At 70.4% G+C, this 15,476-nt stretch carries 10 protein-coding genes and 2 pseudogenes; 8 read left to right on the top strand and 4 right to left on the bottom strand.

Features of this window, described 5'->3' with window-relative positions; all coding sequences use genetic code 11:
* The first annotated feature begins 9 nt into the window (after positions 1-9).
* From ruvA to QUE44_RS03515, 5 genes and pseudogenes are all read left to right on the top strand, one after another.
* Positions 10-600: a Holliday junction branch migration protein RuvA gene (ruvA, locus tag QUE44_RS03495; protein WP_286215892.1), complete on the top strand. Its 591-nt coding sequence runs from the start codon at positions 10-12 to the stop codon at positions 598-600.
* A complete protein-coding gene (ruvB, locus tag QUE44_RS03500; protein WP_286215893.1) occupies positions 593-1,630 on the top strand; it encodes a Holliday junction branch migration DNA helicase RuvB in 1,038 nt (345 codons plus the stop codon). The genes ruvA and ruvB overlap by 8 nt, the downstream gene beginning before the upstream one ends.
* Before the next feature lie 197 nt (positions 1,631-1,827).
* Positions 1,828-3,321: pseudogene (secD, locus tag QUE44_RS03505) on the top strand (protein translocase subunit SecD); the annotation flags it as partial.
* 223 nt (positions 3,322-3,544) lie between these two features.
* The gene (secF, locus tag QUE44_RS03510; protein ID WP_286215894.1) at positions 3,545-4,633 is read left to right on the top strand and encodes a protein translocase subunit SecF; all 1,089 of its coding nucleotides are present in this window, start codon (positions 3,545-3,547) and stop codon (positions 4,631-4,633) included.
* 316 nt (positions 4,634-4,949) lie between these two features.
* Positions 4,950-7,202, top strand: coding sequence for a RelA/SpoT family protein (locus QUE44_RS03515; RefSeq protein ID WP_286215895.1), 2,253 nt, complete (start codon positions 4,950-4,952; stop codon positions 7,200-7,202).
* A gap of 15 nt (positions 7,203-7,217) precedes the next feature.
* On the opposite strand, the gene QUE44_RS03520 is transcribed toward QUE44_RS03515, so the two are convergent.
* The 3 genes from QUE44_RS03520 to QUE44_RS03530 form a co-directional block, all read right to left on the bottom strand.
* Positions 7,218-7,781 carry a hypothetical protein gene (locus tag QUE44_RS03520; RefSeq protein WP_286215896.1) on the bottom strand — a complete coding sequence of 188 codons (564 nt, stop codon included), beginning with the start codon at positions 7,779-7,781 and terminating at the stop codon, positions 7,218-7,220.
* Between the two features lie 83 nt (positions 7,782-7,864).
* A complete protein-coding gene (locus QUE44_RS03525) occupies positions 7,865-9,433 on the bottom strand; it encodes a DUF349 domain-containing protein (protein ID WP_286215898.1) in 1,569 nt (522 codons plus the stop codon).
* Positions 9,430-10,203: a peptidylprolyl isomerase gene (locus QUE44_RS03530; RefSeq protein ID WP_286215899.1), complete on the bottom strand. Its 774-nt coding sequence runs from the start codon at positions 10,201-10,203 to the stop codon at positions 9,430-9,432. The genes QUE44_RS03525 and QUE44_RS03530 overlap by 4 nt, the downstream gene beginning before the upstream one ends.
* 67 nt (positions 10,204-10,270) lie before the next feature.
* Here QUE44_RS03530 and hisS point away from each other — a divergent pair.
* Together hisS and aspS are read left to right on the top strand one after the other, a co-directional pair.
* Positions 10,271-11,628, top strand: a pseudogene (gene hisS / locus QUE44_RS03535) (histidine--tRNA ligase).
* A gap of 56 nt (positions 11,629-11,684) precedes the next feature.
* Positions 11,685-13,454, top strand: coding sequence for an aspartate--tRNA ligase (gene aspS, locus QUE44_RS03540; RefSeq protein ID WP_286215900.1), 1,770 nt, complete (start codon positions 11,685-11,687; stop codon positions 13,452-13,454).
* Positions 13,455-13,536: 82 nt separating this feature from the next.
* On the opposite strand, the gene QUE44_RS03545 is transcribed toward aspS, so the two are convergent.
* Complete coding sequence (locus QUE44_RS03545; protein ID WP_286215901.1) at positions 13,537-14,496, bottom strand: EamA family transporter; 960 nt, start codon at positions 14,494-14,496, stop codon at positions 13,537-13,539.
* A 71-nt stretch (positions 14,497-14,567) separates the two neighbouring features.
* Between QUE44_RS03545 and QUE44_RS03550 the strand changes: the two genes are divergently transcribed.
* Positions 14,568-15,461, top strand: a complete 894-nt coding sequence (locus tag QUE44_RS03550) for a LysR family transcriptional regulator (protein ID WP_286215902.1) — start codon at positions 14,568-14,570, stop codon at positions 15,459-15,461.
* The last annotated feature ends 15 nt before the right edge of the window (positions 15,462-15,476 follow it).

The raw sequence follows: 15,476 nt of genomic DNA on the forward strand, positions 1-15,476 counted from the left end.
GGGCTCCGGGTGATCGCTCAGCTGTCGGGAAGCGTTGCGCACGTGGGCGCGTCCGCGCTCGTGCTCGACGTCGCGGGGGTCGGATACCGCGTGCTGGCCACGCCGGCGACCCTCGGGGAGCTGCGGGGCGGCCAGTCGGCGACGCTCCACACGCACCTCGTGGTGCGCGAGGACTCGATGACGCTGTTCGGGTTCTTGACGGCGGGGGAGCGGGACACCTTCGAGCAGCTTCAATCGGTGCAGGGCGTGGGCGCGAAGCTCGCGCTGGCGATGCTCGCGGTGCATTCGCCCGAGGCTCTCGCGCAGGCGGTGGCCGCGGGCGACCAGAAGGCCCTCACCAAGGTGCCCGGAATCGGCCCCAAGGTCGCGTCGCGGCTCCTGCTCGAGCTCGGCGGCAAGCTGGTGCTCGACGAGCACACCCCGGGCGCCCCGGTTGGCGACGCGCGTGCCGAGGTGGTCGAGGCGCTGGTCGGACTGGGATACCCCGTGAAGCAGGCGCAGGCGGCCGTCGACGCCGTCGCCGAGCAGCCCGTGTCGCAGGCCGAGACGGGTGCGGTACTGAGGGCCGCCCTCAAGCACCTGGGAGGCACCCGTGGATGAGCGCGTGGTCAATCCCGACGCGGACGCGATCGAGCGGTCCAACGAGGCCGCGCTGCGCCCCGCCAACCTCGATGAGTTCGTCGGTCAACGTGTGGTGCGCGAACAGCTGGGACTCGTGCTGAGCGCCGCGACGGGCCGTGGATCGACACCCGACCACGTGCTGTTGTCCGGACCGCCGGGGCTGGGCAAGACCACGCTCGCGATGATCATCGCGGCGGAGCTGGGCGCGACCCTGCGCATCACCTCGGGCCCCGCGATCCAGCATGCGGGCGACCTCGCGGCGGTGTTGTCCTCGCTCGACGAGGGCGACGTGCTGTTCCTCGACGAGATCCACCGCCTCGCGCGGCCCGCCGAGGAGATGCTCTACCTCGCGATGGAGGACTTCCGTGTCGACGTCGTGGTGGGCAAGGGAGCCGGCGCGACGTCGATCCCGCTGAGCCTGCCGCCCTTCACCGTGGTGGGCGCGACCACGCGCGCGGGACTGTTGCCCGCGCCGCTGCGCGACAGGTTTGGATTCACGGGCCATCTCGACTTCTACGAGGATCACGAGCTCAAGGCGATTGTGGTGCGCTCGGCGGGGCGGCTGGGCGTGTCGATCGAGCACGATGCCGCGCACGAGATCGCGTCGCGCTCGCGCGGCACGCCTCGCATCGCGAACCGGCTCCTGCGCCGCGTGCGCGACTGGGCGCAGGTGCACGGCACGGGGCGCGCGGACCTGGACGCCGCGCGGGAGGCGCTCGCCGTGTACGAGGTCGACGAGCGCGGTCTCGACCGGCTCGACCGCGCGGTGCTCAAGGCGCTGTGCCTGCGCTTTGGCGGCGGGCCGGTGGGCCTGTCGACCCTCGCGGTGACCGTGGGGGAGGAGACCGAGACGGTCGAGACCGTCGCGGAGCCCTTCCTCGTGCGCGAGGGGCTCATGAGCAGGACGCCGCGAGGGAGAATCGCGACGGCCGATGCGTGGCTCCACCTGGGCCTCGAGCCACCAGTCGACGCCGTGGGCGGCGCGACGGGTTCGCGCCTGTTCGACTGACGCGCGGCCCGGATGCGGCGGGCTCCCGCGTGCCGTATTCGACTCGGGGCCCGCGAGCCGCCTAGAATCGCCCGGGGCTCAGTCGAGCCGAGACCGTGAGGATTCCTGTGGCACGTGTGAAGAATGGGGCGCGTCGTGCGCTCACCTGGCTGGGCGCCATCGTCGTCGGCCTCTATGGACTGTTGGCGCTGGGCGTCGTGACCGGTGGTGCGGGCTGGACGCCCTCCCTGGCTCTCGACCTCGCGGGCGGCCGCGAGATCGTCCTGACTCCGACCCTTATCGAGGGCGCAGAGCAGACGGTCGACCAGTCCGACCTTGACCAGGCCGTTGACATCATCCGCCGGCGCATCGACGCCTCGGGTGTGGCCGAGGCGGAGATCAGTACGCAGGGCCAGAACGTGGTGGTCGCGCTGCCGGGTAACCCGTCGGACGAGACGGTCGCACTGGTGCGTCAGAGCGCTCAGCTTCAGTTCCGTCCGGTGCTGGTGGCAGGCGCGCCGACCGCGTCGACCATCACCGACCCGAGCGCGACGCCCTCGCCGGAGGCGTCAGCCTCCGCCGAGCCGTCGGCCGAGCCGTCCGAGGTCCCGAGCGCCGAGGCATCGGCCGTGCCCGAGGCCAGCGCCTCGGCCGAGCCGACCGCCGAGGCGACCGCGTCGGCGGAGCCCAGCGCTGAGCCCAGTGCCTCACCGAGCGCGGAGGCGACGCCCGACGCGGAGCCCACCGATGCATCGTCCCTCGAGTGGATCACCACCGAGGTGCAGGAGCGCTACGACGCCCTCGACTGCACGCTGCCCGAGAACCTGTCGGGCGTGACCCCGGGCGACCCCGCAGCGGCCGATGTCGCGTGTGACCAGTACGGACTCGCCAAGTACATCCTGGGCCCGGTCGAGATGGACGGCTCCGACATCGATACCGCGACCTCGGGCCCCGAGCTGAGCCAGCAGGGCACGCTCACCGGCCGCTTCGAGGTGCGCCTCGAGCTCACGGGCGACGGAGGATCCACCTTCGCCCAGATCACGGAGCGCATCTCGACCCTCGAGTCGCCGCGCGACCAGTTCGCGATGGTGCTCGACGGAGTGGTGATCTCCGCCCCGGGTGTCTCCGGGCCGATCACGGGTGGCCAGGCGTCGATTACCGGCACCTTTACTCAGGAGTCCGCGCAGCAGCTGGCCAACCAGCTGAAGTTCGGTGCGCTGCCGATCACCCTCGAGGTGCAGTCCGAGCAGCAGATCTCCGCGACCCTGGGTGCCGACCAGCTCCAGAAGGGTCTCATCGCCGGTGCGATCGGCCTCGTGCTCGTGGTGATCTACTCGCTCATCCAGTACCGCGCGCTCGGCCTCGTGACCGTGGGCTCGCTCGTCATCGCGGGTGCGCTCACGTATGTGCTCATTGCGCTGTTGTCGTGGCTCATCGACTACCGCCTCTCGCTCGCGGGTGTCGCGGGTCTGATCGTGGCGATCGGTGTGACGGCGGACTCGTTCATCGTGTACTTCGAACGCGTTCGCGACGAGCTCCGCGAGGGCCGCAGCCTCAATGCCGCGATCGAGCACGGATGGCGCCGCGCACGCCGCACCATCCTCGCCTCCGACGCGATCAACCTGCTTGCCGCCGTGGTCCTGTACGTGCTCGCGGTGGGCGGCGTGCGTGGCTTCGCCTTCACGCTCGGTCTCACGACCATCGTCGACGTGATCGTCGTGATGATGTTCACCCACCCGGTGCTCGCGTTGCTGGGTAAGACGAAGTTCTTCGGCTCGGGTCACCCGTGGTCGGGACTCGACCCGCGCCAGCTGGGCCGCGACACCATCTACAAGGGCCGTGGCCGGGTGGCGATCAACCCGACCCAGCCCACCCTCGCCGAGCGCAAGGCCGCCGCGGCCGCCGCCGGCGCACGCCCCGAGGGGAGGACGCCTGATGAAGACCAACCTGGCACAGTGGGGCAACAAGCTCCACGCTGGCGAGATCACCTATCCGATCGTCCAGCAGCGCAAGCGCTGGTTCGTGGTGTCCGCTGCGCTCCTCGCGGCGTCCATCCTCATCCTCGTGTTCAAGGGGCTCAACCCCGGCATCGACTTTGCCGGAGGCACCGAGTTCCGCGTCACGGGCTCCGGAATCGCCGAGGTCTCGATCGCGCAGGAGGTGGTCGAGGAGCTCGCTGCCGACGAGACGCCGCGCGTCACGCTGCTGGGCGACGACGACATCCGCATCCAGATCGGCGTGGTCGATGCGGACACGGCTCGCCAGATCTCCGAGGCGCTTGCGGACGCGTACGGGGTCGACGAGGCAGCCGTCGGCTTCACGCAGATCGGCCCCACGTGGGGTGCGTCGGTGGGCAAGGCCGCGATCCAGGGCCTCATCATCTTCCTCATCCTCGTGTCCGTGGTGATGTCGCTGTATTTCCGCGCGTGGCGCATGGCCGCGGCGGCTCTCATTGCGCTCGCCCACGACCTCATCATCACGGTGGGTGTCTACGCGCTCGTGGGTTTCGAGGTCACCCCCGCCTCGGTGATCGGATTCCTCACGATCCTGGGCTATTCGCTTTACGACACCGTGGTGGTCTTCGACAAGGTGCGCGAGAACACCGCCAACCTCACGTCGCAGCACCGCTACACGTATGCCGAGCTCGCGAACCTGGGTCTCAACCAGACGCTGGTGCGCTCGATCAACACGTCCGTGGTGGCGCTGCTTCCCGTGACCGCGATCCTCGTCGTGGGCGCGTGGTGGCTGGGCGCGGGCACGCTCATGGACATCTCGCTCGCGCTGTTCATCGGCATGGCCATCGGCACGTGGTCGTCAATCTTTGTAGCGACCCCGTTCGAGGTGGCGCTTCGTGGTTCGGAGCCCAAGATCAAGGAGCACACCGCCAGGGTGCTCGCGATGCGTGCCTCCGGTGAGACGGACGTCGCGATTTCGGAGACCGGCGAGGTGCGCGTGGGTGCCGTGACTCCTGGACACCACCAGGGCACCGCCGCCCAGCCGCGGCGCAAGAACCGCAAGGCCTGACGCCACCCCATCCCAGACTGACCAGGAGGGGGACGATGCCGACACCACGGCATCGTCCCCTCCGGCCGTTTCCGGCGCGACCCATGCCCCACGCACTCCGCGCGGCCCACCGGCTCCGCCACACGTCATGTCGGCTCCGCCACACACGCTCGCGCAATGGGACCTCCATGGTCGCTTTCGCGAGGTCGGCGCCTCCCATGGGACCTCCACTGTCGCTCCGCCCGCGAGCCGTGTGGCGGAGGCGCAGGTCCGTACGTGTGATGGGGCGGTGCGGCGCACTCGGTAGACTGGGCCCCTACCAGCCTGGGAGGTGCGCGTGACGGAGACTCGTCCCTCGACCGGGGCGCTCGGGCTCGGATTCCTCCGCCGGGGCAGCCGCGAGGCGAGCGCGATCGACGGCGTGCTCGACACGTATCGCCGCATGTATCCGCGCGGTCGGACGGGGCTCATCGAGCGCGCGTACAAGGTCGCCGACGAGGCTCACCGCGGTCAGCTGCGCAAGAGCGGCGAGCCGTACATCACTCATCCCATCGCGGTGGCGCAGATCATCGCGGATCTCGGAATGTCCGATTCCGTCATTGCCGCGGCGCTGCTCCACGACGTGGTCGAGGACACCGAGTATCCGCTCGAGCGCATGCGCGAGGAGTTCGGCGACGAGGTCGCGATGATCGTCGACGGTGTCACCAAGCTCGACAAGGTGACCTACGGGGACGCCGCGCAGGCAGAGACCGTGCGCAAGATGGTCGTCGCGATGGCTAAGGACATCCGCGTCCTGTTGCTCAAGCTGTGCGACCGGCTCCACAACGCGCGCACGTGGAAGCACGTGTCGCCGGAGTCGGCCCGCAAGAAGGCGCAAGAGACCATCGAGATCTACGCCCCGCTCGCGCATCGCATGGGGCTCAACGCGATCAAGTGGGAGCTCGAGGACCTCAGCTTCCAGACCCTGTACCCGAAGATCTATCAGGAGATCGTCGAGGTCGTGACGGAGCGCGCACCCGAGCGCGAGAAGTACCTCGCGCAGGTGCGCTCCGAGATCGAGAAGGACCTGCGCGCGATGCGCATCAAGGCCGAGATCACGGGCCGCCCCAAGCACTACTACTCGGTGTATCAGAAGATGATCGTGCGAGGCCGCGACCTCAACGACATCTACGACCTGGTGGGCATCCGCATCCTGGTCGAGTCCGTGCGCGACTGCTACGCGGTCCTGGGCGCCATGCACGCCCGCTACCAGCCCGTTCCGGGCCGGTTCAAGGACTACATCGCGATGCCCAAGTTCAACCTCTACCAGTCGCTTCACACCACGGTGATTGGCCCGACCGGCAAGCCCGTCGAGCTGCAGATCCGCACGTACGACATGCACCGCCGTGCCGAATACGGCCTCGCGGCGCACTGGCGCTACAAGGAGACGGCCAAGACCGGCGGCAAGGGTGGCGGCGGCCAGGGCGACATGGGTTGGCTGCGCCAGATCGCCGACTGGCAGCAGGAGACCGCCGACCCGACCGAGTTCCTCGACAGCCTGCGGGGAGAGATCTCCAAGGCCGAGGTCTACGTCTTCACGCCGCGCGGCAAGCTGCTGTCGCTGCCGCAGGGGGCGACGCCTGTCGACTTCGCGTACGCTGTCCACACCGAGGTGGGCCACAAGACCATCGGCGCCAAGGTCAACGGCCGCCTGGTGCCGCTCGACTCGACGCTCGAGAACGGCGATACGGTCGAGGTCCTCACCACCTCGGACGAGAACGCGCATCCCAAACGCGACTGGCTCGAGTTCGTGCAGTCCACCCGCGCGCGCAACAAGATCCGCCAATGGTTCACGCGCGAGCGTCGCGAGGAGTCGATCGAGACGGGGCGCGACATGCTCGCGCGCGCGATCCGTCGCCAGCACCTGCCGATGCAGCGCCTGATGAGCCGGTCCACCCTGCTCGCGCTCGCCAAGGAGATGCACTACGAGGACGTCGACTCGCTGTACGCGGCGATCGGCGAGCACAAGGAGCGGGCCGCCGATGTCGTGGTGCGGATGGTCGAGGCGGTGGGCGGCCAGGAGGGCGCCGACGAGGACCTGACCGAGATCACGCGCCCGGGGCTGCCGGCCGCGCGGTCCTCGCGTCGCGGCGACCCTGGAGTCTCGGTGCACGGCCTCACCGATGTCGTGGTCAAACTCGCGCGCTGCTGCACGCCGGTGCCGGGGGACCCGATCCAGGGATTCGTCACGCGCGGCTCGGGCGTGAGCGTCCACCGCGCCGATTGCGACAACCTCGCGCAGCTGAAGAGCCAGAGCGAGCGACTCATCGACGTCGAGTGGACCGGCCACAACGCAGGGACCTTCCTGGTCAACATCGAGGTGGAGGCGCTCGACCGCAACCGCCTGCTGTCCGACGTGACCCAGGTGCTGTCCGACCACCACGTCAACATCCTGTCCGCCAACGTGTCGACCTCGCGCGATCGCGTCGCGCTGTCAAGCTTCGTCTTTGAGATGGCGGATCCGTCGCACCTCGGCGCGATCCTGAGCGCGGTACGGCGCATCGATGGCGTCTACGACGCGCGCCGGATCACCGGCGCGAAGCGACCGTAGCGACCGCAACGGCTTTCAGAAGCCCTCAGGGACGGACGGCACACCGTCCACGAGTTCCCGGACGATCGCCGCGACGCGCGCGTAGCCGGCCCCGTTCGAGGGATCGAGCGCGAGCGAGGCGCGCAGTTCGGGCGCGGTCACCCACCCCGCGGCCAGTCCGGCGACCGTCGCCGCGCGAGTGACGTGCTCGTCCTCCCATCGCAGCGCGTCCAGGCACGCGCGCGCCACGGGGGCGACCCTGACGGGGCCCATGTGCTCGCCCATGCGCGAGGTGACCCCGGAGTGGAACGCCAGCCGGGCATCGTCCGTGCGCGAGAGCCCACGCACGCCCACGACGTGCCACGGGGCCTGGGGCGCGGAGCCGTCGACGCGTGCCCACCGGCCATGCACCCAGAGCGCCGCGAGGCCCGTGAGCACGGTGTGGCGCGGCACGTGCGCGCACGCGAGGGCACGCAGGCCGGGGGAGGAGGGCACGTCGAGGGGGCGAGCGACACCCGCCGCGAGTGGGGCGACGATGCCGTCCCTGAGCAGGCGCGCAAATTGCGGCCGCCCGACGTCGGCCGGGGTGACGAGGATCATGGGTTCATCGTCACCGCACACGCGACAGCGGGCCAGCCCCTGTGGAGGGGTCCGGCCCGCTGTCGGTGTTCTGCCGTGCGTCTCTAGCGCACGCCCTCGATCTGCGACAGCCACGCCTGACGGGCCGCGAGAGACTCCTCGAGCTTCGAGGTGTCCTTCTTTGCCGCCTTCGCCTCCGCGATCTCGGCCTTGAGGGCCTCGATCGCGGCGTGGAGCTGCGCCGCGGCGCCGCTCGCGCGCGCCTCGAGTTCGGGGTTGCGCGAGTTCCACTGCGCGTCCTCGGCATCCCGCACGGCCTTCTCGACCGCGCCCATGCGCTTCGTCAGGCGTGCGACGTCGGCGCGCGGCACACGACCCGCGGCCTCGAAGCGGTCCTGGATCGGGCGGAGCGCCTGCTTGGTCGCCTGCAGGTCCTTGATGGGAAGCAGGGCCTCGGCCTCGACGACCGCGGCCTCCTTCGCCTCGACGTTGCCCGCGAGGGCCTCATCCTCGGCATCGGACGCGCCGCGACGCGACTGGAAGAACGCGTCCTGTGCCGCCTGGAATCGCTTCCACAGCGCGTCGTCGACGCTGCGTCGGCCACGGCCGGCGGTGCGCCACTCGTTCATGAGGTCGCGGAAGCCGCGCGCGCCGCGGTCCCAGTCGGTGGTCTGCGCGAGCTCCTCGGCCTTGGCGACGAGCGCCTCCTTGCGGGCGGCCACGTCGGTATTGGCCCTGTCGAGCTCGGCGAAGTGGTGCTTGCGCGCCTTCTCGAAGGCCGAGCGTGCGTGAGTGAAGCGCGTCCATAGGGCACGCTCGACGTCCTTGGGGATGCGCGCGCCTGAACGCTGCGCCTCCTTCCACGCGTCCAGCAACGCCCTGAGCTCGACGGTGTCGTTCTTCCAGTGCACCTTCGACTCGGGCTTGTTCGCGAGCGCCTCGGCGGTCACCACGATCTCTTCGCGAGCCGCGACCGCTGCCTCGCGGGCTGCCTTGCGCTCCTCCTGGATGCGGGTGCGGATCGCCTCCGCCTCCGCCTTCACCGCGGCGAAGCGCTCGAGCAGCGTGTCGAGGTCGCCGACGACGCTGGGCGGCGTGAGCGAGGACTCGAGCGACGCGAGCGACTCGTCGATGTCCTTGGGCGCGAGGTCCGCGGTCGCGAGGCGTGCATGGAAGCGCTCCACCGCGGCCTCGAGCTCGAAGAAGGCGTGGGCGTACGGGCGCAGCGCGTCGTCGTCGGCCGCGGGGCCCACCTCGACGCGCTCTTCGGCCACGATCACGTAGGCCACGCCGTCCTCGACGAGTCCGTGCGCGAGCGCCTCCTCGAAGCGCTCATCCGGCACCTCGGCAGCGACGGGCACGGGCACCACCACGTGGGTTGCCTGCTTGGCGACCGCGGCGGGCGTCGGCGCCTTGAAGGCGCCGGGCTTGGGCACGCCTGGCTTGGGCGCAGCCGGCTTGGGTGCGCTGGCTTCGGGTGCGGCCGGCTTAGGAGCGCTTGCCTCGGGCGCGGCCTCTGATGCGGCCTCTGAAGCGACCTCGGTTGCCGCCTCCGGCGTCACCTCGGGCGCGGCGTCGGGAGTCGCGACATCGGCCGCGGTCTCGGGGGTGGGCTGGGACGCGGCCACGACGGCCTCGGTCTGCGACGCGGGGGCGTCGGGCGACTCGGTCATGAGACGGATACCTCGTTCACGATGACGGACAAAGCCGGCGGACCATCGGTGTCCCCGGTGATGGTGCCTGCGTCGGCAACATCCACCACACTAGCGGTCCCGTCAACGACCCTTCCCAGCACGGTGTATCCGCCGGCCGCATCGGACGGGATGACGGAGTCCTGGTAGACGATGAAGAACTGGCTGCCCATGGACTCGCCGTCGCCCGGCACGCGCGCCATCGCGATGGTTCCGGCGGGGTATAGGTCGTCCTCGGGAGCGTTCTCGATCGGCCCATACGTGTAGCCCGGGCCGCCGGATCCGGTGCCCGTCGGGTCACCACACTGGAGCACGTAGATGCCCTCGGTCGTGAGGCGGTGGCAGTCGGTGCCGTCGAAGAAGCCGTCTTGTGCGAGCGACACGAAGCTCGCCACGGCCTGCGGTGCCGCGGCGCCGTCCAACTCGAGCACGATGTCGCCGCGGTTGGTCGCGAGCGTCGCGGTCCACGTGCGGGATTCGGCGATCGAGGGATCGGGAACCGCGAGGTCCGTCGACACGGTGGACTCCGCGCTCGAGGTCCCGGAGGGGGTCTCCGCGCGCGCCTCGGTGCGGTTCTGGTTGAGCGCGACGAGCAGGACCGCGAGTCCGCCACCCAGGAGGAGCCCGGCCGCGACCACGATCGCCGTGATGCGGATGACGCGTTCCTTGTGGCGCTGCCTCGCGGCGATCCGCTCCTCGAATGCGGCCTGTCGCTTCTTTGCGGCGGCCTTGGCCTGCTTGTTGCTGGTCATCGGTCCTTCTCGTGCCGGGAGATGTGCCAGGTCAGTCTACGGCGGGGCGATGCGGAACAATGGCCGCATGGCACGCGTGCAACCCCTCTCCGGATTCCCCGAATGGTCACCGCAAGAGCGTCTGGTGGAGGCGCACGTCCTTGAGACGTTGCGCGAGGTCTTCGCGCTGCACGGATTCGGCGAGATCGAGACGCGGGCCGTCGAGCCCGTCGAGCGCCTCGCCGGCGACTCGGAGGCGTCCAAGGAGATCTACGCGATCGGTCGTCTCAACGCCGACGAGCAGTCGGGTCGCGAGGCGCGCCTGGGTCTGCACTTCGACCTCACCGTGCCGTTCGCGCGCTATGTCGAGGAGAACCAGGGACGCCTGCACTTCCCGTTCCGGCGCTTCCAGATCCAGAAGGTGTGGCGCGGCGAGCGCCCCCAGGAGGGGCGGTTCCGGGAGTTCTATCAGGCGGACATCGACGTCGTGGGCCGCGACCACCTGCCCGAGCACCTCGAGGCCGAGGTCGCGATCGTCATGGCCAGGGCGCTGGCCGCCCTCCCGATTCCGACCGCGCGCATGCACCTCAACAACCGCGCGCTCGTCGAGGGCTTCTATCGCGGCGTGGGGATTGTCGACGTCGCGGGCGCGCTGCGCAGCGTCGACAAGCTCGACAAGATCGGGCCCGACGGCGTGCGTGACGAGCTTCACGCGAAGGGTGTGTCGCCCGAGGCCGTCGCGGCCATCCTCGAGCTCGCGGCCATCCAGACGCCCGACGACTCGTTCTTTGGCCTGGTCGAGGCGCTGTGGGACCACGCACCCATCGTCGAGGACGCGGACGATGCGCGGGCGGAGTTCGATCGCGGCGCTCGCTCCCTCGCGGCCCTGGTCGACGCGGTCAATGCCGCGGTTCCTGGCGCCGCGATCGCGGATCTCAGGATCGCTCGCGGCCTGGACTACTACACGGGCGCGGTGTACGAGACGGTGCTCGACGGCCACGAGGACCTCGGGTCGATCTGCTCGGGCGGACGCTACGACTCGCTCGTCGCGGGCGGCGGCTTCCCCGGCGTGGGGATGTCGATCGGTGTGAGCCGGCTCGTGAGCCGCATGCTGAGCGCGAACCTCGCCGCGTCCACGCGCGCGGTCCCGCAGGCGGTCCTGGTCGCCGTGACCGACGAGGCGCACCGGGCCGCCTCGGCCGCGATCGCGGACCGGCTGCGGGCGCGCGGCATTCCGTGCGAGGTGTCGCCGACCGCCGCCAAGTTCGGCAAGCAGATCCAGTACGCGGATCGCCGGGGCATCCCGTTCGTGTGGTTCCCGGGGGCGGGGAGACCGCTCCCGACGGCGAGGTGAAGGACATTCGCACGGGTGACCAGGTGCCGGCCGATGCCGACGCCTGGGTGCCTCCCGCGGACGACCTCAAGCCGCGCATCGTCCGCCGCTAGACTGAGTCCCGCTCTTCACTTGACCCGCGCCACCCGCGCGTACGAAAGGCCTTGTCTTGCTCCGCACGCATCTCGCTGGAAACCTCCGCGCCGCCGACTCGGGCGCGACCGTCACCCTCGCCGGTTGGGTGGGTCGCCGCCGCGATCACGGCGGCGTCGCGTTCATCGACCTGCGTGACGCGTCGGGCTTCGCTCAGCTGGTGATTCGCGAGGAGATCGCTCACGCGCTGCGCACCGAGTACGTCATCCAGGTCACCGGTGAGGTGCGCACGCGGCCCGAGGGGTCCTCGAACCCGAACCTGCCCTCGGGCGAGATCGAGGTCGACGTCCACGAGGTCACGATCCTCAACGAGTCCGTCCCCACCCCGTTCCCGATCGACGACCACGTCACGGTCGGGGAGGAGGCGCGCCTCAAGCACCGCTACCTCGACCTGCGTCGCCCGCAGCCGCGCGCCAACATCGTGCTGCGCTCCAAGGTCAACCAGGCGGCCCGTCGCGTGCTCGAGCGCCACGACTTCCTCGAGATCGAGACCCCGACGCTCACGCGCTCGACGCCGGAGGGTGCCCGCGACTTCGTGGTGCCCGCCCGTCTGTCGCCGGGCTCGTGGTACGCCCTGCCGCAGTCCCCGCAGCTCTTCAAGCAGCTGCTCATGGTCGCGGGCATGGAGCGGTACTACCAGATCGCGCGCTGCTACCGCGACGAGGACTTCCGCGCGGACCGCCAGCCCGAGTTCACGCAGCTCGACATCGAGATGAGCTTCGTCGACCAGGACGACGTCATCGCTCTCGGCGAGGAGCTCGTGCGCGAGCTGTGGGCGCTGATCGGCTACGAGGTGTCGCTGCCCATCCCGCGCCTCACCTACGCCGACGCGATGGCGCGCTTCGGCACCGACAAGCCGGACCTCCGCTTCGGTCTCGAGCTCACCGAGCTGACGTCCTACTTTGCCGACACCCCGTTCCGCGTGTTCCAGGCGGACTACGTGGGCGCGGTGGTCATGCCGGGCGGCGCGTCGCAGCCGCGCAAGACCCTCGACGCGTGGCAGGAGTGGGCGAAGCAGCGCGGCGCCAAGGGCCTCGCGTACGTGCTGGTGCAGGAGGACGGCACGCTCGGCGGTCCGGTGGCGAAGAACCTGTCCGAGACGGAGCTCGAGGGACTCGCGGCCGCCGTGGGCGCCGAGCCGGGCGACTGCATCTTCTTCGCCGCGGGCAAGGCATCGACCTCGCGCGCGCTGCTGGGCGCCGCGCGCAACGAGATCGCGCGCCGCGTGGGCCTGATCGACGAGGACCGCTTCGAGTTCGTGTGGGTCGTGGATGCGCCGCTGTTCAAGGCGGTCGACGGGGACGATGACGACGTCGTCCTGGGCACGAGCGCGTGGACCGCGGTCCACCACGCCTTCACGAGCCCCAAGCCCGAGTTCATGGACACGTTCGACACGGATCCCGGACCCGCGCTCGCCTACGCGTACGACATCGTGTGCAACGGCAACGAGATCGGCGGAGGCTCGATCCGTATCCACCGCCAGGACGTGCAGGAGCGCGTCTTCAAGGTGATGGGCATCGGGGCCGAGGAGGCTCAGGAGAAGTTCGGCTTCCTCCTCGACGCCTTCCAGTTCGGCGCCCCGCCTCACGGCGGCATCGCGCTCGGCTGGGACCGCGTCACGGCGCTGCTCGCCAAGGCGGATTCGATTCGCGACGTCATCGCGTTCCCCAAGTCCGGCGGAGGCTACGACCCCCTGACGCAGGCGCCCGCGCCGATCACTCCCGAGCAGCGCAAGGAGGCCGGGGTCGACTTCGTCCCCGAGAAGAAGGAGCAGGCGGAGGCGTAGTCGAGCCTTCGGAGGTGTTGCGCGGCACGAGGTGCTGCGCGGCATGAGGTGCTGCGCCGTATGAGGTCCTCAGTGCCCGGAATCACCGGTTTCGGGCACTGAGGACCTCGCCAGACGTGCTGGCGGGGGGACGATGCGCGGGCCCGGTGGTCGCATCGATGCTGACGGCACGTGACGGTCGCCCCGCCCGCGACGCCGCGATGACGCCCGCGATCACGAGCGCGCCGCCCACGAGTTCGCCGAGCCCGGGTGTCTCTTCGAGCACCAGCCATGCGGTCAAGAGCCCGACCACGGGCACGAGCATCGAGAACGGGGCGACGGCACCCGCGGGGTGGCGGGCCATGAGCCACACCCAGATGCCCGAGCCCGCGAGCGTGCCGAGGAGCACCGTGTAGGCGAGTCCGATCCATGCGGGCACGGCCTCGGCGGTGAGCGAGGTCGACAGCGCCTCGCCCACGCGCCCTGGTCCCTCGACGGCGAGCGACAGCGCGACCATGGGTAGGGGCGGCACGACGCTCATCCACAGCACCAGGTGGAGCGGGCGCTCCGCGCGGGCATGCCGCGAGGCGAGGTTGCCGAGCGACCACCCGAGGGCCCCGAGGAGTACCAGGGCGAACGGTGCGAACGGCGCCGTCGCTCCGTAGCTGAGCCCGACCACCGCGAGCCCCGCGGTGGCCACCGCGACGCCGACGAGTCGAGCCAAGCCCCATCCCTCCCGCAAGAACACCGCGCCGAGCACGACAGTGAACGGCGCCGAGGCCTGCAGCACGAGCGAGGCGAGGCCGGTGGGGAAGCCCGCGGCCATGCCCAGATACAGGAAGAGGAACTGGAGCGTGCCGAAGCCCAGGCCGTAGAGGAGCAGCCAGCGCACCGGCACTCGCGGCCGTGGCACCAGCAGAATCGTCGGCACCGCGATGAGCGCGAAACGCAGCGCCACGAGGAACAGGGGCGGGAAGTGCGCGAGCGACGCATGGATCGCGAGGAAGTTGACGCCCCAGAGGACGGCGACGAGCACCGCGAGGGCGGCGTGACGGGCGGGCATGGGGCCAGTCTCGAGCGCGCACGGGTGAAGGACAAGCGAGCATTCGTGTCCCAGATGTTTAGGATGCCTTCATGGAAGCGCGTCATCTCGAACTGCTGAGGGACCTCAAGGAGCGCGGCACTCTCGGTGCGGTGGCCGCCGCGACCTACCGCACGCCGTCGGCGCTGTCCCAGCAGCTGAGGACGGCCGAGCGTGAGGTGGGAGTCGCGCTGGTCGAACCCGCCGCGCGGGGGCTTCGCCTGACATGGGCGGGCGAGATCCTCGCCGCGGGCGCCGACGACGTCCTCGCGGCGCTGGCACGCGTGCAGTCCGCTCTCGACGCAGGCCGCGGCGAGCCTCGCGGCACCGTGCGCATCGGCACCCTTCCGAGCGCGGGCGCCGCGCTCCTGCCGGGGCTGATGTCGAGACTCGTGGGTTCGCAGTTGCGCATCGAGGTCGAGGACTTCGACCTCGCCGAGGCGGACTACGCGCACAGGACGCTCGATCACGACCTGGTGATCGCGCACAGCCTCGCCGCGGATGTCCCCGCCGGCGCCGAGCGGCTGTTCTCGGTGGTGATCGCGCGCGAGCCGATCGACGTCGCGGTGCCCGCGGAGCATCGGCTCGCGAGCAGCCCGCGCGTGCGGCCCGAGGACCTCGCGCGTGAGCGATGGATCGCGGTGCCGCGAGGCTTCCCGTTCGCGACCGTGCACGAGTCGATCGAGGCGGTCACCGGCGTCACTCTTGACCGTATCGTCGAGGTGCGGGACAACCGCCTGGTCGAGAGCCTGGTGGGCGAGGGGCTAGGGATCGCGCTGCTACCCCGGTTCTCGACCCCGCGGTCCCCGGCCTACCGGCTCCTCCCGCTTGAGGGCGTGCATGCGACCCGCGCGATCGTCGCGATCGGTCGCCATGATCGGGTGGAACGACACGCGGTGCGCGCGGTGCTCGACGTCCTCACGGACGTGGGCGCCGGTCTCAGCTGAGGTCGCGCGGAAGCG

Source organism: Demequina sediminis, from assembly GCF_030296675.1.
In the GTDB taxonomy this organism is placed as follows: Bacteria; Actinomycetota; Actinomycetes; order Actinomycetales; family Demequinaceae; genus Demequina; species Demequina sediminis.

Coding starts and splice junctions, on each gene's coding strand:
- secF (WP_286215894.1), top strand. CDS start 3,545: ATGAAGACCAACCTGGCACAGTGGGGCAACAAGCTCCACGCTGGCGAG.
- QUE44_RS03520 (WP_286215896.1), bottom strand. CDS start 7,781: ATGATCCTCGTCACCCCGGCCGACGTCGGGCGGCCGCAATTTGCGCGC.
- QUE44_RS03525 (WP_286215898.1), bottom strand. CDS start 9,433: ATGACCGAGTCGCCCGACGCCCCCGCGTCGCAGACCGAGGCCGTCGTG.
- QUE44_RS03530 (WP_286215899.1), bottom strand. CDS start 10,203: ATGACCAGCAACAAGCAGGCCAAGGCCGCCGCAAAGAAGCGACAGGCC.
- QUE44_RS03545 (WP_286215901.1), bottom strand. CDS start 14,496: ATGCCCGCCCGTCACGCCGCCCTCGCGGTGCTCGTCGCCGTCCTCTGG.
- QUE44_RS03550 (WP_286215902.1), top strand. CDS start 14,568: ATGGAAGCGCGTCATCTCGAACTGCTGAGGGACCTCAAGGAGCGCGGC.